The sequence below is a fragment of the Streptomyces sp. IBSNAI002 genome, assembly GCF_052244475.1.
Lineage (GTDB): Bacteria > Actinomycetota > Actinomycetes > Streptomycetales > Streptomycetaceae > Streptomyces.
Window position 1 is genome coordinate 442,226 of sequence record NZ_JBQPXG010000002.1, and the last position, 18,339, is coordinate 460,564.

18 protein-coding genes and 1 pseudogene are annotated in these 18,339 nt (G+C 72.3%); 7 read left to right on the forward strand and 12 right to left on the reverse strand.

Annotated elements, in window-relative coordinates:
* Nucleotides 1–178: 178 nt before the first annotated feature.
* Entirely contained in the window at nt 179–766 is a 588-nt protein-coding gene (locus ACTVZO_RS02375; protein ID WP_443296721.1) for a TetR family transcriptional regulator, read from the reverse strand.
* 97 nt (nt 767–863) lie between these two features.
* On the opposite strand from ACTVZO_RS02375, the gene ACTVZO_RS02380 reads away from it, so the two are divergent.
* On the forward strand, nt 864–1,847 hold the full coding sequence (locus ACTVZO_RS02380; RefSeq protein WP_443296722.1) for an aldo/keto reductase: 984 nt from the start codon (nt 864–866) through the stop codon (nt 1,845–1,847).
* Between the two features lie 80 nt (nt 1,848–1,927).
* Here the strand turns inward: ACTVZO_RS02380 and ACTVZO_RS02385 are convergent, their stop codons facing one another.
* From ACTVZO_RS02385 to ACTVZO_RS02400, 4 genes are read right to left on the reverse strand one after another with little or no spacing between them, the layout of a single operon-like run.
* Entirely contained in the window at nt 1,928–4,339 is a 2,412-nt protein-coding gene (locus ACTVZO_RS02385; protein ID WP_443296723.1) for a SpoIIE family protein phosphatase, read from the reverse strand.
* Between the two features lie 54 nt (nt 4,340–4,393).
* On the reverse strand, nt 4,394–5,401 hold the full coding sequence (locus ACTVZO_RS02390) for an iron-containing redox enzyme family protein (RefSeq protein WP_443296724.1): 1,008 nt from the start codon (nt 5,399–5,401) through the stop codon (nt 4,394–4,396).
* Entirely contained in the window at nt 5,398–5,688 is a 291-nt protein-coding gene (locus ACTVZO_RS02395; protein ID WP_443296725.1) for a CDGSH iron-sulfur domain-containing protein, read from the reverse strand. The genes ACTVZO_RS02390 and ACTVZO_RS02395 overlap by 4 nt, the downstream gene beginning before the upstream one ends.
* Nucleotides 5,672–6,361: a HemK2/MTQ2 family protein methyltransferase gene (locus ACTVZO_RS02400; RefSeq protein WP_443296726.1), complete on the reverse strand. Its 690-nt coding sequence runs from the start codon at nt 6,359–6,361 to the stop codon at nt 5,672–5,674. The genes ACTVZO_RS02395 and ACTVZO_RS02400 overlap by 17 nt, the downstream gene beginning before the upstream one ends.
* Before the next feature lie 297 nt (nt 6,362–6,658).
* Between ACTVZO_RS02400 and ACTVZO_RS02405 the strand changes: the two genes are divergently transcribed.
* From ACTVZO_RS02405 to ACTVZO_RS02415, 3 genes are all read left to right on the forward strand, one after another.
* Entirely contained in the window at nt 6,659–7,846 is a 1,188-nt protein-coding gene (locus tag ACTVZO_RS02405) for a winged helix DNA-binding domain-containing protein (RefSeq protein WP_443296727.1), read from the forward strand.
* 127 nt (nt 7,847–7,973) lie between these two features.
* A complete protein-coding gene (locus ACTVZO_RS02410; protein WP_443296728.1) occupies nt 7,974–8,327 on the forward strand; it encodes a PRC-barrel domain containing protein in 354 nt (117 codons plus the stop codon).
* Nucleotides 8,328–8,349: 22 nt separating this feature from the next.
* Nucleotides 8,350–8,565 (forward strand): hypothetical protein, encoded by a 216-nt coding sequence (locus tag ACTVZO_RS02415; protein ID WP_443296729.1) that lies wholly within the window; start codon nt 8,350–8,352, stop codon nt 8,563–8,565.
* Nucleotides 8,566–8,662: 97 nt separating this feature from the next.
* Here ACTVZO_RS02415 and ACTVZO_RS02420 read toward each other — a convergent pair whose 3' ends face one another.
* The 4 genes and pseudogenes from ACTVZO_RS02420 to ACTVZO_RS02435 all read right to left on the reverse strand — a co-directional run bounded on the left by ACTVZO_RS02420 (nt 8,663) and on the right by ACTVZO_RS02435 (nt 12,936).
* On the reverse strand, nt 8,663–9,415 hold the full coding sequence (locus ACTVZO_RS02420) for an amino acid ABC transporter ATP-binding protein (protein ID WP_443303023.1): 753 nt from the start codon (nt 9,413–9,415) through the stop codon (nt 8,663–8,665).
* Between the two features lie 11 nt (nt 9,416–9,426).
* Nucleotides 9,427–10,378: pseudogene (locus ACTVZO_RS02425) on the reverse strand (amino acid ABC transporter permease).
* 41 nt (nt 10,379–10,419) lie between these two features.
* The gene (locus tag ACTVZO_RS02430; RefSeq protein ID WP_443296730.1) at nt 10,420–11,346 is read right to left on the reverse strand and encodes an ABC transporter substrate-binding protein; all 927 of its coding nucleotides are present in this window, start codon (nt 11,344–11,346) and stop codon (nt 10,420–10,422) included.
* Between the two features lie 96 nt (nt 11,347–11,442).
* Complete coding sequence (locus tag ACTVZO_RS02435; protein ID WP_443296731.1) at nt 11,443–12,936, reverse strand: aminotransferase class I/II-fold pyridoxal phosphate-dependent enzyme; 1,494 nt, start codon at nt 12,934–12,936, stop codon at nt 11,443–11,445.
* A 73-nt stretch (nt 12,937–13,009) separates the two neighbouring features.
* Between ACTVZO_RS02435 and ACTVZO_RS02440 the strand changes: the two genes are divergently transcribed.
* Complete coding sequence (locus tag ACTVZO_RS02440; RefSeq protein ID WP_443296732.1) at nt 13,010–13,936, forward strand: LysR family transcriptional regulator; 927 nt, start codon at nt 13,010–13,012, stop codon at nt 13,934–13,936.
* 22 nt (nt 13,937–13,958) lie between these two features.
* On the opposite strand, the gene ACTVZO_RS02445 is transcribed toward ACTVZO_RS02440, so the two are convergent.
* A complete protein-coding gene (locus ACTVZO_RS02445; RefSeq protein ID WP_443296733.1) occupies nt 13,959–14,351 on the reverse strand; it encodes a VOC family protein in 393 nt (130 codons plus the stop codon).
* Nucleotides 14,348–14,650, reverse strand: a complete 303-nt coding sequence (locus tag ACTVZO_RS02450) for an ArsR/SmtB family transcription factor (protein ID WP_443296734.1) — start codon at nt 14,648–14,650, stop codon at nt 14,348–14,350. The genes ACTVZO_RS02445 and ACTVZO_RS02450 overlap by 4 nt, the downstream gene beginning before the upstream one ends.
* Before the next feature lie 423 nt (nt 14,651–15,073).
* Between ACTVZO_RS02450 and ACTVZO_RS02455 the strand changes: the two genes are divergently transcribed.
* Both ACTVZO_RS02455 and ACTVZO_RS02460 read left to right on the forward strand, forming a co-directional pair.
* Nucleotides 15,074–16,222, forward strand: a complete 1,149-nt coding sequence (locus tag ACTVZO_RS02455; RefSeq protein ID WP_443296735.1) for a globin domain-containing protein — start codon at nt 15,074–15,076, stop codon at nt 16,220–16,222.
* A gap of 55 nt (nt 16,223–16,277) precedes the next feature.
* Entirely contained in the window at nt 16,278–16,895 is a 618-nt protein-coding gene (locus ACTVZO_RS02460) for a pyridoxamine 5'-phosphate oxidase family protein (RefSeq protein WP_443296736.1), read from the forward strand.
* A gap of 42 nt (nt 16,896–16,937) precedes the next feature.
* Here ACTVZO_RS02460 and ACTVZO_RS02465 read toward each other — a convergent pair whose 3' ends face one another.
* Nucleotides 16,938–18,146, reverse strand: coding sequence for an FAD-dependent monooxygenase (locus ACTVZO_RS02465; RefSeq protein ID WP_443296737.1), 1,209 nt, complete (start codon nt 18,144–18,146; stop codon nt 16,938–16,940).
* Nucleotides 18,147–18,339 lie beyond the last annotated feature (193 nt).

Below are 18,339 nucleotides of genomic sequence, written 5' to 3' on the forward strand. Positions count from 1 at the left end.
CTCCTCCCCGTCCGCACTCCGCCCGACCGCGCACGACCAGCTTCGCCCCGGCTCCATCCGCTGCCAAGTACCCACAAAAAGGTGGGTGCCACGGGCGAACGGGCGGGGCCGGGACGGGCGCGGCCCCGCAGTGGCGGCCCCTGCGGGAACGCCCGCTACCACCGCCTCGGCGCGCGGCTCAACCGCCGTTCCCGGGCGGTGCGGTGATCCGTCGTACGGCCTCCACCACCGCCGCGCGGTGGCGGGCGGTCCGGTCCGCCTCCCAGCCGGAGCCCGTACCGCCGTCCGCCGGAGCGCCCATCGCGCCGAACCACGCCTGCGACAGGGCCATCACCAGCGTCAGCACATCGGCGGGGTCGGTCCCGGCGTCGATGCGGCCCGCCTCCTGCCGCTGCCGGACCGCCGCGATCTTGCCCGCGTAGGGCGCCGCCTCCGTGCCGGCCGTCTCGGGGCGCTCCAGCTGCTTCCAGAGCACCAGGCGCATCAGGGACGGCCGCCCGATGAGGTGGTCGAAGACGGCGCCCGCGTATCCGGGCAGGTCGTCGGCGTCGAACGGCACGGACTCCGAGCCGGTCTCCAGCGCCCGCTGGAGCACGGCGTCGAAGAGCTGCTCCTTGTTGCCGTAGTAGACGTAGATGAGGCGTTTGTTGGCCTGTGCCGCCTCGGCGATGCGGTCGACCCGCGCGCCTGCGATGCCGTACGCCGCGAACTCGGAGAAGGCCGCATCGAGCAGGCGTGCCTTGGTCGCGCTGGAATCCCGTGCCATGCCCCGAGCCTAGCAAGTAACTATCTGGTTATTGACATGACGCCCTGGCGCGCCGCATGCTGCATCTATCCAGTTAGTTACTTCCCGGGAGATCACGATGGACATCCGCGCACTGGGCACCCAGGGACTCGAGGTCGGCGCCGAAGGGCTCGGGCTGATGGGCATGAGCGCCCACTACGGAGCCACCGACGAGACGGAGTCGCTGGCCACGATCGACCGGGCCCTCGAGCTGGGTGTCACCCTGCTCGACACCGCCGAGGGCTACGGTCCCTTCCGCAACGAACAGCTGCTCGGCAAGGCCCTGGCCGGCCGCCGGGAGGCAGCCGTCGTCGCCACCAAGACCGGGGTCGAGTTCACCGACGAGGGCGCCTTCCGCGGCCACAACGCGACCCCCGAGTACATCCGCCACTCGCTCGACCGGTCCCTGCGCCACCTGGGCACCGACCACGTCGACCTGTACTACCTGCACCGGATCGACCCGGACGTGCCCGTCGAGGAGAGCGTCGGCGCACTGGCCGAACTCGTCGCCGCCGGAAAGGTCCGCCACATCGGCCTGTGCGAGGCCGCTCCGGCCACCATCGCCCGCGCTCACGCCGTGCATCCGCTGGCCGCCGTACAGACCGAGTACAGCCTCTTCGAGCGCGGCATCGAGCACGACGGCGTCCTCGGCACGCTGCGCGAGCTGGGCATCGGGCTCGTCGCCTACTCCCCGCTCGGCCGGGGTTTCCTCTCCGGGGCCATCACCAGCCCGGACGACTTCGCCGACGACGACTTCCGCCGCACCGACCCCCGCTTCCAGGGCGAGAACTTCCACCGCAACCTGGCCGTCGTCGACCAGGTCCGCCGCCTCGCCGCGGAGAAGGGCGTCACGCCCTCGCAGCTCGCGCTGGCCTGGACCCTGCGGCAGGGCGCGGTGCCGATCCCGGGCACCAAGCGCCGCCGCTACCTGGAGGAGAACATCGCCGCCACCGCCGTCACGATCAGCGACGCGGACCTGGCCGCCATCGACGCCGTCGCCCCGCACGGCGTGGCCTCGGGAGACCGCTACGCCCCCGAGCTGATGAACTCGCTGAACGGCTGACCGTGCGGCCCGCGCGTCCGGCGCCCTCTCCGTCCCTCTCCGTCCCTCTGGGTCCCTCTGGGTCCCTCCGGGACCGCGGCTCATCTGCCGCCCGGGAGGTGGACGTGCACGACGCAGATGTCGTCGCGGCGCCCCGGCCTGCGGGCCGCGAGGGTGCGCGCGAGCCGATCGCCCCGGCCTTCCTCGATCAGCCGCCGGGCCGTGACGGCGAGCCCCGCGAGGCCCGCGTCGATGTCCTCCCCCGGCTCCTCGACCAGCCCGTCGGTGTAGAGGAGCAGGTGGTCCCCGGGCTGGAGGCGCAGGTCGGCCTGGGCGTAGGCCGAGTCGAAGGCGGCGCCGAGCAGGTTGCCCTCGGGCTGCGGGAGGTAGCTGGCCTCCCCGTCCCTGATCAGCAGCGGGGGCAGGTGCCCGGCCCGCACCCACGTCAGGCGGTGGTCCCGGGGACCGTAGCGGCCCATCACCATGGTCGCGGTCGTCACACCGGCGTCCCGGGCGGTGTGCAGCAGGAGCCGGTTGAGCCGGCCCAGGACGTCCGGCAGGGCCGAGCCGGTGATGGCCATGCCCTTGGCCGTGAACCGCAGCTGGGCCATGGTCCCTACGGCGGCCAGCCCGTGACCGGCCACGTCGCCGACGACGAACAGGGCGCTGTCGTCCGGGAGCCCGATGGCGCTGTACCAGTCGCCGCCCACGTTCAGGCCCCGGTCGGCGGGCAGGTAGGCGACGTCGACGCGCAGGCCGGCGAGTTCCAGGGACTGCTGGGGAACGGGCAGGAGGGTGTGCTGGAGGTGGGCGGCGAGGGTGCGCTCGGCCTGGAGCATGCCGGTCTGTACGAGGACGGCGCGTTCGCTCGCGAGCAGGGCGAGTTCGGCGTCCCGCAGGGCGGTCACGTCCTGGAAGAAGCCGTGCACCTCCACCGGAGTGCCCTCCGCGTCGGTCTGCGCTTCGGCGACGATGCGCACGTGCCGGATCCCGGCCGCCGTCGTGATGCGGAACCCCTGGTCCATCGCCTCGCCGTCCTCGAGCAGCCGCTGTGTCGCGCGACCGAGCTTCGGCAGGTCCTCGGGGAGCACGTGCCCCGGCAGCTCCTCCAGCTTCATCGGCCCGAGAGCGGGATCGCGGTCGAAGACCGCGTACACCTGCTCGGACCACACGACCGTGTCCGTCACCAGGTTCCAGCCCGCGGAGCCCAGGTTGCCGAGCCGCTGCATGTCGGCCAGCCGGCGGCTCTCCCGCTCGTCGGTGTCGTGGCGCACCCAGGAAACGACCAGGCGGTCGTCCAGCTTGGACGCCCGTACGGAAAACGTGGAGCGCTGCGGGGCGCCGCCGGTCACCTCCTCGTACACGAAGGGCTCGCCCTCGTAGACCACCCCGGTCGTCAGCGTGTCCAGGTAGCCGTCCCACAGAGCGGTGCCCGCCACCGTCGGGTAGGTCTCCAGGACCGACCGGCCGACCAGTTCCTTCCCCAGCCGTCCGGCCACGTCGAGCGACCCGGGGGCGGCGGCGTCGATCCGGAAGTCCTCCACCTCCCCCGTCCGCGACCGGATGGGGGTGAGCAGCGTCGCGGTTCCGGACAGGGCGTCGAAGATCCGCTGCACCTCCCCCACGTGCTCCTGCGCGGGTTCGGGAGCGCCGGCCTCGCCCCGTACCCGCAGGGCGCCCGCGCAGAGCCTGACGGACCGGCGCAGCAGCTTCCTCGTCGCGGCGTCGAACGGTCCTCTGCGGGTGCGGAAGAATCCGACGACCTTGGCGACCGGGCCGTCGCCGGGCACCGGGAGCCAGGCGCGCGACGGCCACCGCCCGGGCGGGTCCCCGATGAGCAGGTAGCGGACGGCGTCCTGCCGCGGATCCTCCAGCCACACCGCCTCCCGTCCGGCGACGGCGTCCAGCGCGGCGACTCCGCTGAGCGGCGGGATGTGGCACCACTGCTCGGCGAGGCCCTTGGTGACTCCGGCGTGTCCGGCCAGTTCCAGACTCCCGGCGACCGCCTCCGTGTAGATCATGACGGCGTCGACGCCGGCCGGGCCCGCCAGTGTCTCCGCGAGCAGCGCCGCCACGTCATCCGGGGTGGCGGTCCTGCTCAGGCCCTCGGCGAGCCGGGCGAGGGGCCCGCCCGGGCCCTCGCCTCCGCGCCTGGTGCCCCGGGCGTACCCGGCGGTACCGGAGGGGGAGCCGGGCGGTTCGGTCACCGGGCCGGTACGGGCCTGTGCGGGGCCCGGCTCGGCGGCCGCGCCCACGGAGCCCAGCGTGTACCAGCACTCCTCCACCAAGGTCCGCCCGCCGCGGGCGGCGCGCTCGCCGAGCAGCCGGCCGGCCGTCTCCGCGGACACGTCGTCCCGGGCCATGAGCACGCCCTTGGCCCGCTCCACGACCGACGCCATGGAGGCGACGCCCTCCAGCTCCTCCAGCTCGGCGCGCAGCCTGGCGACGACCTTGGCGAGGGCAAGCACCTCGGGGCCGACCGGACCGTCGGCGAGTGCGGGATCGCCCGTCATCCTCCGAGCATGACACGTCCGGCCGGACGTCGACGGCGACGCCTACGGGGACGCCTACGGGCAGCGCCGCAGGGCGGAGCGCCCCGCGTCCCAGGCCTCGCGGATGTGTGCGCCCAGGCGGTCCTCCAGCAGGACCGTCGCCGTGCAGCCGAACGCGATGTCGGGCTCCAGACGCGGCTCGTCCGCGAGGAGTCCGCCGATCACCTCGCGGCGTACGACCTGCTCGTGCACGGCGTCGGCCTCGACGTGCTCCGCGTAGAAGTGCTCGGCCGCGGGCCCCGCACCGCACCGCCGCATGGCCTTCGCGAGGCGGCGGGAGCCCGGCGAGGAGGTGACCTCGACGCAGGCGAAGTGGCCCACGAGCGCCCCGCGCAGGGCCCGGTGCAGGCCGAAGAGGGACATCAGGTTGACGGTGGCCAGGAGCGGTGCGGGGGCCTGGTCGAGGTAGTGGCCGTACGTGGTGTCCAGGTCCAGGTCGGACATCAGATCGGCGAAGAGCCGGGCGTGGACGCGGGCGGCGCGGCCGGCGCCGAACTCGTCGTACTCCACGGCGGCCATGCCGGCCTTGGCCCGGCCGGTCAGCCGGGGGATGACCCATACGTGCGGGTCGGCCTCCTTCAGGTGGTAGAGGGAGCGCAGCGACGCGTACTCGCGCAGCTGCCAGAGTTCGCCGTCGGTCTCGAGGTGACGGCTGAGGCTGCCCGTCAGGTCCACGGGCTCGACCAGGAGCGGCGCGAAGGCCTCGTCGACGGAGCTCGGCGACCCGCGGAGGTCGCCGCGCAGTGCGTGCAGCATGCGGGTCTCCAGCGCCCGGCGCAGCCGCAGGAGGTCCGGATCCCACTCGCGGTCGTCGTCGACGCCTGCGAAGCCCCGGTAGTGGAGTTCGTACAGGAGGTAGAGCGCGAGCTGGAGGTCCTCGCCCCACGGATCGGCCGCCGGGACGGCCCCGGCGGGGTCGGCGGGCGGCAGACCGGTGCGCAGGGCGTCCACCACGAGGCCGGAGAGCGCGCCGCGTCCCCCGACCAGGGCGGGGCCCGGGGCCGTGGCCGGGCCGGCCGTCATCGGGGGCTCCTGTCCTCGGGGGCCGACTGTGCGCGCGGGCGGTGGCTGGTGTCGCACCAGGGGTGGACGCGGCTGCGGCGGCAGGTGCACAGCGCGACCACGAAGCGGTCGGAGCGGGCCACCGTCCCGTCGTCCAGGACGACCTCCACCGGGCCCTCGACCAGGACCGGCCCCTCCGGTTCCACGGTCACCCGCCGGGCGGCGGCACGGGCGGGCGGCCCGGCCGCGGATTCCCGGGCGGCGCCGGACGGCGGGAACGGACAGGACGGCCTAGCGGGATTCGGCACGGACGATCACCAGTTCCTCCCGCGTCTCGCCCCGGCCGACGAGGCCGTGTCCTTCGAGCCAGGCCCGCCGGGAGCGCAGGACCGGCCCCCAGGGGACCGAGGTCCGGAGCGTCACCTCCGCCGACATGCCGGCCCGCTCCAGGTCGGCCACGGTGGCGCGGGCCCCGCAGAGGGCCGAGTGCACCATCAGCAGGACGCCGCCGGGGTGCAGCAGGGCCGGGGCCCGCGCGCAGATCCTGTCGATGACCTCCCGCCCGGCGAGCCCGCCCTCCCAGGCGCGCCGGGCGCCGCGCGAGGGGAGCCGGGCGCGCGGTGAGGGGACGTAGGGCGGGTTGGCCAGGATCACGTCGAAGCGCCCGCCTCGCGCACGGGCCGCGAAGTCGCCGTGCACGACCCTGAGCGGCAGGCGCCGCCGCAACGCGTTCACGCGGGCCGAGACGACCGCGGGCCAGGAGACGTCCACCGCGGTGACACGGGCGCCCCGCGAGGCGGCCAGGAGCGCGAGCGCGCCCGTGCCGGTGCCGATGTCCAGCACGTCGGTTCCCGGTGCCAGCTCCTCGAGCCCGAACGCCTCGGCCAGCAGCCGGGTGTCCGCCTGGGGCCGGTAGACACCGGGTGGAACGAACAGTCCGGGCGGGATGGTTCTCATGGTCGCGCCGGCGGTGGCCGTCATGCGTACCTCCCGGTCTGCCGCTCCCCGCACTCCGTGGAGCCGGGGGCGGCGGGTCGTCGTAAGGGGCGGCTACCCGGCACCTGACGCCCTACCCGTCCGGAGCCGGGTGCGCGTGATCCAGGACCGAATCCGTCCTCAACGGGTTCTGGCGTGCTCCCGTGAGCCGACCGGGGCGGGAAGCACCCCCCGCACCGTGCTGGCTACCTTGTGTCACATCGTGTGCAGGCCGCCCGGCCTGTCCGGTCCGATCAGATCCGAAGGGAGGGGCGACGGCGGCCATGCCGCCCAGCACCCGACATGACCCCGAAACGGCCGAAGATCACCGACGAGCACCGGCGAAGCCTGCTCACCACCCGCCATCTGCTCACCCCCGCGACCCGTGCGGGCAGCCCCGAACAGGTCGCCGACGCCCTGCTGGCCCTGCACGCGACGGACGCGGCCAGCGTCCACCTGAGCCTGGCCGCCCGGTTGGCCACCCCCTCGGTCGCCGAGGCGGAGCGGGCCCTGTACACGGACCGGACCCTGGTGCGGATGCTGTGCATGCGCCGCACCGTGTTCGTCGTCCCGCGCGCCCTGGCACCGGTGATCGACGCCTCCACCGCCCGCACCGTCGCGGCCCGGGAGCGCCGGAACCTCCTCAAGGTGCTGATGGAGCAACTCGGCCATGACGTACGCTGGCTGTCGGCCACCGAGGGGGCCGTGCTCGCCGCGCTCGCGGAGCGCGGCGAGGCGACCGCCGCCCAGCTCGCCGACGCCGTACCGCGGCTGAAGGAGCAGCTCCTCCTCGCGCCGGGCAAGCCGTACGAGTCCAGGCCCCGCCTCACCAGCCGCGTCCTGTCCGTCCTGGCCGCCGAGGGCCGCATCCGCCGCGGCCGCCCGCTGGGGACCTGGGCCTCCTCCCAGTTCCGCTGGACCGTCGCCGAGCCCCACCCCGAACTCCCCGCCGACCGGGCCCGGGCCGAGCTGGCCGCCGCCTACCTCGCCGCCTTCGGCCCCGCCACCACCGAGGACCTCAGGTGGTGGACCGGCTGGACGGTGACCGACACCCGCAAGGCCCTCGCCGCCACCCACTGCGTCGACGTGGACCTGGCCTGCGGCCCCGGCCACGCCCTGCCCGCCCAGCTCGACGCCCCCGCCGCCCCCGAGCCGTCCGCGGCCCTGCTTCCCACTCTGGATCCGACCCCCATGGGCTGGCGCCACCGCGACTGGTACCTCGACCCCGCCCACGTTCCCGAACTCTTCGACGCGTACGGGAACATCGGCCCCACCCTCTGGTGGCACGGCCGGGTCGTCGGCGGCTGGACCCAGCGCCCGGACGGTGAGATCGTCACCCACCTGCTGAGCGACACCGGCATCGGCCGCGACGCCCGCCGCTCCATCGCCACCGAGACCGCACGGCTGGCCGCCTTCTTCGGCGACATCCGCATCCGCCCCGGCTTCCGCACACCGCTGGAACGACGCCTGTCGCAGGGCGACCGCTCCTGATCCCCACGGCTGCGCCTTACAGGGGAGTCGCCGGAGCGCCACCCGCCCGGCTCCACCCGGTGCGGGTGATGGTGGACAGCCTGAACGGCCCGGACAGCAGTAGCAGCGAGCGAGGAAAGCAGCAGCCATGACGAACGAAGACATCTGGGGTTACCGCGACGATTGCGGCTACGCGACCGGAACCGACCTGACCGGGTTCAAGGTCGAGGCGTCCGACGGGAACGTCGGGAAGGTCGACGAGCACTCGGACGAGGCCGGAACCGGCTACCTCGTCGTCGACACCGGCGTATGGATCTTCGGAAAGCACGTACTGCTCCCCGCCAGCACCATTCAGCGCATCGACCACGCCAACGAAATCGTCCACGTCAGCCGGACGAAGGACCAGATCAAGCACGCCCCCGAGTTCGAGCGGGAGAAGCAGCCCCGCGACCCCACCTACCTCGAGCAGTTCGCCAAGTACTACGGCATGCCGCACATGTGACACCTCGCGACAAGGAGCACCGATGTCTTCAGACGTGGTCGAACGCTTTCTGGCGGCTCTCGATCCGGCTCACCGGGAGGCCTTGGGCGCCAAGGCGCGCGGGGAGCAGGAGCGGCTCGCCGCGGCGTGGGAGAAGGAACTCGAACAGGACACCGACCTCGACACCCTGGACGAACTGTCACCGCCCGCCGCCGAGCAGGAGGCCGCCCGCCGGGTGGTGGAACGGCTCACCGAATAGGCACGGCTGGTCCTGGGCCTGAAGTAGGGGCCGGGCACGGCGGAGGGGCGGTACGGGATTCCCGTACCGCCCCTCTTCCATACGCGCCGGCCCGGTGTCAGAGGACCTTGGACAGGAATGCCTTGGTGCGGTCGTGCTGGGGATTGCCCAGTACCTCGCGGGGGTGGCCGGACTCCACGACGACGCCGCCGTCCATGAAGACGAGGTTGTCACCGACCTCGCGCGCGAAACCCATCTCGTGGGTGACCACGATCATGGTCATGCCCGACTCGGCCAGGTCCCGCATCACGTCCAGCACATCACCCACCAGCTCCGGGTCGAGAGCCGAGGTCGGCTCGTCGAAGAGCATCAGCTTCGGCTCCATCGCCAGCGCACGCGCGATCGCCACCCGCTGCTGCTGCCCGCCCGACAGCTGGGTGGGATAGTTCCCGCCCTTGTCACCCAGACCCACCCGGTCCAGCAGCCGCACGGCACGCTCCCGCGCCACCGCCTTCGACTCGCCCTTGACCATCACCGGCGCTTCCATGACGTTCTCTATGGCCGTCATGTGCGGGAACAGGTTGAACCGCTGGAACACCATCCCGATGTCCCGGCGCTGCGCCGCGACCTCGGAGTCCTTCAGCTCGTACAGCTTGTCGCCCTTCTGCCTGTACCCCACCAGATGCCCGTCGACCGACAGCCGGCCGGCGTTGATCCGCTCCAGGTGGTTGATACAGCGCAGGAACGTCGACTTGCCGGACCCGGACGGACCGACCAGACAGAACACCTCACGCGGAGCGACTTCCAGATCGATCCCGCGCAGGATGTGGGCGGCGCCGTACGACTTGTGGACGCCTTCTGCCTTGACCATCGGCTGGGCGGTCACTTGGTCACCTCCGTACGGCGGAACATGTTCAGGTTGGCCTTCAGCCGCTCGAACGGCGTCGGCGGCAGACTCCGCAGCGAACCGCGCGCGTAACGCCGCTCCAGGTAGTACTGGCCGACACTGAAGACACTGGATCAACGCCAGATACCAGATCGAGGCGACGAAATACATCTCGATGATCGCACCCGCCGTCGACCCGATGTTCGAACTGGCCCGCAGCAGCTCGGTGTACTGCACCGCCGACACCAGCGAAGAGGTCTTCAGCATGTTGATGAACTCATTGCCGGTCGGCGGGATGATCACCCGCATCGCCTGCGGCAGCACCACCCGGCGCATCGTCTGCGTACGCGTCATGCCCAGCGCGTGCGAGGCCTCGCTCTGCCCCTCGTCGACGGACTGGATACCCGCACGCACGATCTCCGCCATATAGGCGCCCTCGTTCAGGCCAAGCCCCAGCAGGGCCACCATGAACGGCGTCATCACATCGACGGTCTCGTTCTTGTAGATGGGACCCAGGTTGATGTACTGGAAGATCAGCGGAAGGCTGAACCACACCAGCAGCTGCACATAGACCGGGGTACCGCGGAAGAACCAGATGTACAGCCACGACACGAAACTCGTGACCGGGTTGTGCGAGAGCCGCATCACCGCGAACACGATGCCCAGCACCAGACCCAGCGCCATCGACGCCACACTGATGATGACCGTGTTGCCCAGACCGCTCAGGACCGCGGGATCGAACAGCTTGTCGCCGACCGTACCCCAGATGATCTTGCCCTGGGAGAACGCGTACACCAGCCACGCCAACAGCACGGCCACCACGACCGCACTGATCCAGCGCCCGTAATGCCGCACCGGAATCGCCTTGATCGCCTCGTACGGGATACCCGAGGCACCGGGCCCGGCCGGCACAGGCACGGCCGGACCCTTGTCGTTCTTGTCAGTCACAACGACTGCCCTTCAGTGGAGCCTTCGACGGGGTGCTCGGATCACTGGCCCGCATTGATCTGGGCCTGCTGCACCGCGGCGTCCTTGACGTCCCACTTCTCCAGGGCCTTGGCGTAGGAGCCGTCCTTGATGATGGCGTCGAGGGCTTCCCTGATGGCGTCGCGCAGCTGCGCGTTCTCCTTCGGAACCGCTATGCCGAAGAGGCCGACGTCGCTCTGGCTGCCCACGACCTCGAAGTCGTTGCCGCCGCCGGAGGACTTCGCGACGTAGGCGGCGACGGGGTAGTCGTTCAGGTCCGCGACGGCGCCGCCGGCCTTCACGCGGGTCTGCGCCTCGGCGTCGGTGTCGAACGACTGGATGGTGAGCTTGTCCGAGCCGCACTTCTCGGCCTGCGCCTTGAAGGTGTCCTCGAAGAGGGTGCCGCGCTGGACGGCGACCGTCTTGCCGCAGAGGTCGTCGAGGGACTTGATGTTGTCCGGGTTGCCCTTCTTGACCAGCAGCGAGACACCGGAGGAGAAGTAGTCGACGAAGTCGACGCCCTTGCCGATCTTCTTGCCGTCGTCGTCCAGGCCCTCCTGGCGCTTCTTGTTGTCCGTGATGGAGGACATCGCGATGTCCTGGCGGCCGGTCTCCAGGGAGGTCAGCAGGCCGTCGAAGGTGCCGGAGGTGAACTTGAACTCCACACCGAGCTGCTTGCCCAGCGCCTCGGCGATGTCCGGGTCGACACCGACGATCTTGCCGCCCTCGACGTACTCCATCGGCGCGTAAGCAGTGTCGGAACCGACCTTGACGACACCGGCGTCCTGGATCTTCTTCGGCAGCTTCGAAAACAGCGGGGCATCGCTGGTCTTCGCCTTGCCCGACGACTCGCCGCCGGTCTGGTCTCCGCAGCCGGCCAGGGTCACGGCGGCGGCGCTCACGAGGGCCAGGGCCGCGACCGTGCTTCTTCCTGCTACCGCTCTGGTCATGATCAGTGGACTCCTTCGACGGAATGGATCGGAATGGTGGGGCCGACGGGGCGGGAAGGGAAGAGCGAAGGGGGGCGGGCGCGGTAGCCGGCCCGCTCAGGCGTCGACCACGCGCAGGCGTGCGACGGCCGGGTCGACGGCGCCTCGTACGTGGCCGTTGGGCGCGGACGCGGTGAGCTGGAGGAAGCGCACCGTCTCGGCGGTGATGACCTCCCCGGGCAGTACGTTGGGGATGCCCGGCGGGTAGGCGGCCAGCGTGTCCGCCGACACCCGCCCCACCGCCTCGGCCGCGGGTACGACCCGGCCGGGGCTCATGAACGCCTCGCGCGGGGTGAGCACCGCCTGGCCGGGGGCCGGGAGCGAGAGCCGCAGGCCGCCGTCGGTCCCGGCGCCGAGGGGGCGCGGGAGGGTGTGCAGCGCCTCGACGAACCGGTCGGTGTCCGGTGCACTGCCCGCGCCGACGACCGCGACGATGGCCGAATCGGTGGCCACCTCGACCATGATCTGGTGGTCGGCGAAGAGCCGGCGGCGGGCTTCGTGGCCGCTGATCCCCCCGGCCCTGGTGTCGATGGCGACGCGCAGGGGGTCGGCGGCCACGATGTCCGGGAACCGCCCGAAGCCGTCGCTGACCACTCCGTACCGGCCCAGGCGGCGCAGTACGCCGCGGAGCGTGTCCGCTGCCCTGAGCGAGGCCCCGATGCCGTCGTGTCCGCAGGCCAGGCCCCTGCGGGCGAGGTCGAGGGAGGCCAGCAGGACCGCGCTGGCGCTGGTGGACTGCACGAGCCGGAAGGCCCGGTCGACCAGCGGCTCCAACCGCTCGGCGAACGGTCCGTGGCCCAGGTGCAGCATCGCGGACTGCGTGAGGCTGCCGCCCAGCTTGTGCGTGCTGGAGGTCACCAGGTCGGCGCCCCGGGCCAGGGCGCCGGAGGGCAGGCCGGGGTGGAAGCCGAAGTGGGAGCCCCAGGCCTCGTCCACGATCAGCGGAAGCCCGTGCGCGTGCGCCGTGTCCGCGATGGCGCGGATGTCGGCGACGGCCCCGAAGTAGCTGGGCGAGACCACGTACACGGCCGCCGCGTCCGGGTGGGCCTTGACCGCGTCGGCGACGGCCTCGGCCGTGACGCCGTGCGCGATGCCGTGCTCGGTGTCGAGGGAGGGCTGGACGAACGCGGCCTTCAGACCGGAGAGCACCAGACCGTCGATCACGCTGGAATGCACGCTGCGCTGCACGACGAGGGTGCGTCCGAGCATGGGTGCGATCAGGGAGGCGATCTGGTTGCCCTGCGAGGCTCCGTTGGTGAGGAACCAGGTGCGCCGGGCGCCCCACGCCTCGGCCGCCAGCTCCGCCGCCTGGTCCATCGGCGTGTCCGTGCCGAGGTCGAGACCATCGAGGAGCGGCGGGAAGTCCAGCCGGAGCAGGTCGGCGCCGAAGGTCTCCACCAGTGGGCTGTCGCCCTCGGCGGAGTGGCCGGGCACGTTGAGCCGCAGCCAGGCACGGTCGGCGTGGGCGCGCAGCGCCTCGGCATAGGGCGCGCGGTCCTGGCGCGCCCTGGTCGGGCGGGAGTGGGGTGCGAGGGCGAGGGGGCTGTTCACGTCGCTCAGTGTGGGGGCGCCCGAGGTCTATAGGAATGCTGCATTCACCTATGGATCTCCATACTCTGTCTATATGCTCGAGATCCGTCACCTTCACGTCCTGCGGGCCATCGCCCACGAGGGTTCCCTCGCCGGTGCGGCCCGGGCCCTGCACTATTCACAGCCGACCGTCACCCATCATCTGACCGTTCTGGAAAGGCACTTCGACGCCGCGCTGGTGCACCGGGGTCCGCGCGGCGCCACGCTGACGGAGCTCGGCGAGACCCTGCTGCCGCACGCCGAGGCGGTGCTGTCGCGGCTGCGCCTGGCCGAGCGGGAGGTCCGCGACCAGGCCGCTCGCGGGACGCGCACGCTGCACATCGGGACCTTCCCCACCGCCGGCGCGCTCCTGCTGCCCGGCGCCGTGCGGTCGCTGCACGAGCAGGGCGTCCACGTCTCCCTGGTCGAAGGCGAACTGCCCGTCCTGCTGAACGGCCTGCGGTCGCGGGAACTGCACGCCGCTCTGGTCTTCTCCCAGCCGGGCGACCGGCTCGACCTGGAGGACGAGTTCGAGGTGCACCCCCTCCTGACCGATCCGCTGCTGCTGGTCCTCCCGGAGGGCCACCGGTGCGCGGCCCTGGAGCGGGTGCCGCTGGAGGAGCTGCGGGAGGACAGCTGGGTGGGGGCCGCCGACCCCCGCGACCCGTGCGACCGCCTGCTGTCGTGGGCCTGCGCGCAGCACGGGTTCGAGCCGGTGCACGTGATGCGCACCGACGACTACGGCGTCGTACAGGGCTTCGTGGCGGCCGGTACGGGCGTCTCGCTGGTCCCGCGCCTGGCGCTGGGGGCGCCGCGCACTGATCTCGCCGTCCGGCCGCTGGAGGGGCCGCCCCTGGCACGCGAGATCAGCGTCGCCGTACTGCGTACGACGACCGCCCGCAGCGCCCAGGACCTGGTCGACTCCCTGAAGCGGCAGGCGGCGCGCGTCATCGCACGGTGGGAGGAGCACCCGCCCGCCTGACGTCGGCTCGCCGCCGCGCCGCCTACTGGGGCTGGGTCGCGATCTGGATCAGGTTGCCGCAGGTGTCGTCGAAGACGGCGGTGGTGACGGGGCCCATGTCCAGGGGTTCCTGGGTGAAGCGGACGCCGAGGCCGCGCAGGCGCTCGTACTCCGCCTTCACGTCGTCCACGGCGAACTGGGCGAGCGGGATGCCGTCCTCGACGAGGGCGTCGCGGTAGGCCTTCGCGGCCGGGTGGCCGGTGGGCTCCAGGAGGAGTTCGGTGCCGCCGGGCTCCTCGGGCGAGACGACGGTCAGCCACCGGTCCTTCTCGCCGACCGGGACGTCGTGCTTCTTCACGAAGCCGAGGATCTCGGTGTAGAAGTGCAGGGCCTTGGCCTGGTCGTCGACGAAAACGCTGGTCAGATGGATCTTCACGGGGTGTTCTCCTCGGGTGCGGGCGTATCGGGTACGGGCCACCGCTCGGCGATCTGCCGCAGCGGGTCCGTGTTCAGGTCGTGGAACTTGTAGCGGCCTTCCCGCCGTGTCTCGACGAGCCCGGCGGCCTCCAGCACGGCGAGGTGCTGGGAGACCCCCTGGCGCGAGATGCCGAGCTGGTGCTTCACGCTCAGTCGCGAACAGATCTCGAACAGTGTCTGCCCGGACCGCTCCGCGAGCTCGTCGAGGATGATGCGGCGCGTGGGGTCGGCCAGAGCTTTGAAAACGTCGTCGGCCACGACCACAGGATAGGCAAACATTCACTTGCCTATCAAATCGGGGAGCCGCCCCGGCCCGAGCGGGCGGGGGTGTGGGGGTGCTGTGAAGGTCGGGTGGCCTCGAAGCGCCTGTTAGCGGAGATACCCGTCCAGACGGAACCAGCCCGGCGCCCGTCACCCCCTTGGCTACTTCTGAGTCACCCACATGGTCATGTAGCGTCCGGAACCGCTTGATCCGTTTCAGCGCCGCCCCCTGCCATGAGGACTCATGCCCACCACCTGCGACGCCCCCGCCGAGACGCCACCTCGAACAACGGAGGGAGGAGCGCTGGTCCTTTGAGATTCCGAATACACCGCTCGGGCCCCGCGTCCCACCTCCCTCCTCCGGATCAACCGTCACCCCCCGCGGCCGTCCCCCGTGTTGAACCGGAGGCCGCCGAACCAGTGGCCGCCGAGCCTCCCTTGTCGGCGCACGAGACCGACCTCGTACGCGCCTCCGTCGCCGTGGTCGAGCCGCTCGCCGCCGACATGACGGTGTACTTCTACGCCATCCTCTTCGCCCGCCACCCCGAGGTCCGCCCGCTGTTCCCGCCGGGCATGGACGCCCAGCGCGGCCGTCTGCTGCGCGCGCTGCTGCGCATCGTGGACCTCGTCGACGACCCGCAGAGCCTGGTCCGCTTCTGCGGACACCTCGGACGTGACCACCGCAAGTTCGGCACGCTCAGCGCGCACTTCCCCGCCGTCGGCGAGTGCCTGCTGGCCTCGCTCGCCCGCTACGCCGGCCCTGCGTGGACCGTGGACACCGCCGCCGCCTGGACCAAGGCGTACGGAGTGGTCTCCGACGTCATGATCGGCGCGGCCGCGGCGGACGAGGCGGTACGACCCGCCGTGTGGCCCGCCACCATCGTGCACCACGTCTCGCGCGGACACGGGATCGCCGAGATCACCGTGCGTCCCCACCTGCCCTACCCCTACGCCGCCGGACAGTACGCGAGCGTCGAGACCCCCTGGCTGCCGAAGCACTGGCGCTACTACTCCCCCGCCAACGCGCCCCGCGAGGACGGCACGCTCACCTTTCACGTGCGCGCCGTCGCCGGCGGATCGGTGAGCGACGCCCTGGTGCACCGGGCGACGGTGGGCGACGTCGTCCGCCTCGGCGCCCCGATGGGCGACATGGTGCTGGACGCCGCCGTCCACCGCGAGCTGCTCTGCGTGGCCGGCGGGACGGGCCTCGCTCCGATCCGCGCGCTCGTCGAGGAGGTCGCCCGGCGCGGCGGGCGGCACCAGGTGGACCTCTTCCTCGGCGCCCGCACCGGAGCCGAGCTGTACGGGGTGGACGACATGCTCCGGATGGCCCAGCGCCACCACTGGCTGAGCATCAGGGGCGCGGTCTCCCACGAGTACATCCCGGGCATCCGGGGCTCCCTGCCGCAGGTGCTCGCCGAGTACGGACCGTGGTACCAGCACGACGTCTACCTCAGCGGCCCGGCGCAGATGGTCGTCGCCGCCAACGAGACGCTCACGCTGGGCGGGACCTTGCCCGAACGCATCCACCACGACCCGTTCGAGACGCCCGTCCTGTCCCTGCCCTGAGCCATCCGCCTGCTTGTCCCGCCCGTCCCGCCCGCTCTGCCAGGAGATACGCCCCGTGACCTCGTCCCCGCCGTCCTTCGGATCAGCAGGTGAGCACCGGCTGCAGCAGCAGCTGGGCACCTCCGAGCGCGCCGCCCGGTTCTACGACCAGCAGGTGCGCCCGTGCCTCACGTCCGAGATGCGGGAGTTCATCGGCCGCCAGTCCATGGTCTTCCTGGCCACCTCCGACTCCCGCGGGGAATGCGACGCCAGTTTCCGGGCGGGCCCGCCGGGGTTCGTCCACGTGATCGACGACCACACCCTCGCCTACCCCGAGTTCCGCGGGAACGGTGTGCTCGCCAGCGCCGGCAACATGACCGAGAACCCCCATCTCGGCATGCTGTTCGTGGACTTCACCCACCACCACGTGGGCCTGCACGTCAACGGCGTGGCCCGGCTGTACACCGACGCGGGCCTGCGCTCCCTCCACACCGGCCTGCCGAGCTGCGCGGCGCCCGGGCGCGCTCCCGAGATGTGGGTCCAGATGAGCGTCGAAGAGGCCTACATCCACTGCTCGAAGTACATACCCCACCTGGAGCCGGCGCCCCGCCCCGGCAGCCACGGCGCTGCCCGTCCGAAGGACGCGGCCTATTTCACCGGCCTGGAGCCGGCACCGGGCGCGCACCGGCGGTAGCAACGCGCAGGGGGGCGGGCCCTGTTACCGGGGAGGCGCCCGTCACCCGGGCAGGCGGAAGCCGTTGAAGAGGTCGTCCATCCCGCGCAGGGCCAGGCCGTCCGGGGTCGCGCGGACCGCGAGGTCGCGGGCGGCCACCGCGAGGGGGTTGCGGACGGCGCCCAGGCGGCCGACCCGGCGGGCGCGGACGCGGACGGCGTCCGTACGGGCGCGGCGGGCCGCGGTGTATGCGGCGAGGGCGGCCGGGACGGCGTCGGTGCCGTCGCCGTCGCCTGCGCCGCCTCCATCGGCTCCATCATCTCCGGCGGGGAGCAGGTGGGCGAGGACCACCGCGTCCTCGATGGCCTGGCAGCCGCCCTGGCCGAGGTTGGGGGTCATGGCGTGGGCCGCGTCGCCGAGCCAGGCGATCCGGCCGTGGTGCAGGCGCGGGAGCGGGGCGGCCAGGTCGTAGAGGTCGTTGCAGAGGAGGTCGGCGGGGTCGAGGCGGTCGACCCGGTCCAGCAGGGCCGGAATCGGGTCGTGCCACGAGCCGAAGCGGCGGCGCAGTTCGGCGCGCGGGTCGGCCGACCGGGTGCCGGCGGGGACCACGGCGGTGGCGTAGAGGTAGAACCGGCCGTCGGAGAGCGGGGTCACGCCGAACCGCTCCCCGCTCCCCCAGGTCTCGCTCATGGCCGGTATGCGGAGGTCCGCGGCGTCGACCATGGTCCGCCAGGCCGTCTCGCCGGTGTAGTGCAGGCCGGGGTGGGCGGGGAAGTACGCACGGCGCAGCGGGCTGTGGATGCCGTCGGCGGCGACGACCAGATCGGCGGACAGAGCCGGGCCGGCCTCCGTACGGACGGTCGCGCCGTCGGCGGCGTCGTCGACGCCGGTCACGGTGGTGCCGAAGCGCAGGGCTTCCGGCGGCAGGGCCGCGGCCAGGGCGGCCGTGAAGGCCGGGCGCGGGACGGCGATCGGGGGCAGACCGTAGCGGGCCGCCATGTCCGCGGTGCCGGCACGGGTGAGCCAGCGGCCGTCGGAGCGGCGCAGGCCCATGGTGGTCGGGACGGCGCTCCCGGCGGCGTACGCGGCGTCGGCGCCGATGTGGTCGAGCGCGCGCAGGGCGTTGGGGGCGAGGCCTATGCCGGCGCCGGTGGCGGGGAGCTCGGGGGCGCGTTCGCAGACGGTGACGTGCCAGCCCCGGCGGTGCAAGGCGATGGCCGCCGTGAGGCCGCCGATTCCGGCCCCGGCCACCACTGCGTGACGTCTCGGCATGGCACACCACTCCCCTTCAACTCCCGGGCCCGGTAAGGCCGCACACCGGGACTCTACAGCCGTAGAGGGCCGCATGCGGTCGGGGGAGGGCGTCCGCGCAACGCGCCCCTCGGCCTGCGAGGCCGAGGAGCGCGTCCCCCGTGATGCCATCATGGCACACACATAGCGCCATTGCGATTCATTTATGGCGCCA

What these genes read in the sequence shown, in the direction of transcription:
- ACTVZO_RS02375 (WP_443296721.1), bottom strand. Translation starts at nt 766, where the DNA reads ATGGCACGGGATTCCAGCGCGACCAAGGCACGCCTGCTCGATGCGGCC.
- ACTVZO_RS02380 (WP_443296722.1), top strand. Translation starts at nt 864, where the DNA reads ATGGACATCCGCGCACTGGGCACCCAGGGACTCGAGGTCGGCGCCGAA.
- ACTVZO_RS02385 (WP_443296723.1), bottom strand. Translation starts at nt 4,339, where the DNA reads ATGACGGGCGATCCCGCACTCGCCGACGGTCCGGTCGGCCCCGAGGTG.
- ACTVZO_RS02390 (WP_443296724.1), bottom strand. Translation starts at nt 5,401, where the DNA reads ATGACGGCCGGCCCGGCCACGGCCCCGGGCCCCGCCCTGGTCGGGGGA.
- ACTVZO_RS02400 (WP_443296726.1), bottom strand. Translation starts at nt 6,361, where the DNA reads ATGACGGCCACCGCCGGCGCGACCATGAGAACCATCCCGCCCGGACTG.
- ACTVZO_RS02405 (WP_443296727.1), top strand. Translation starts at nt 6,659, where the DNA reads ATGACCCCGAAACGGCCGAAGATCACCGACGAGCACCGGCGAAGCCTG.
- ACTVZO_RS02410 (WP_443296728.1), top strand. Translation starts at nt 7,974, where the DNA reads ATGACGAACGAAGACATCTGGGGTTACCGCGACGATTGCGGCTACGCG.
- ACTVZO_RS02415 (WP_443296729.1), top strand. Translation starts at nt 8,350, where the DNA reads ATGTCTTCAGACGTGGTCGAACGCTTTCTGGCGGCTCTCGATCCGGCT.
- ACTVZO_RS02420 (WP_443303023.1), bottom strand. Translation starts at nt 9,415, where the DNA reads ATGGTCAAGGCAGAAGGCGTCCACAAGTCGTACGGCGCCGCCCACATC.
- ACTVZO_RS02430 (WP_443296730.1), bottom strand. Translation starts at nt 11,346, where the DNA reads ATGACCAGAGCGGTAGCAGGAAGAAGCACGGTCGCGGCCCTGGCCCTC.
- ACTVZO_RS02440 (WP_443296732.1), top strand. Translation starts at nt 13,010, where the DNA reads ATGCTCGAGATCCGTCACCTTCACGTCCTGCGGGCCATCGCCCACGAG.
- ACTVZO_RS02465 (WP_443296737.1), bottom strand. Translation starts at nt 18,146, where the DNA reads ATGCCGAGACGTCACGCAGTGGTGGCCGGGGCCGGAATCGGCGGCCTC.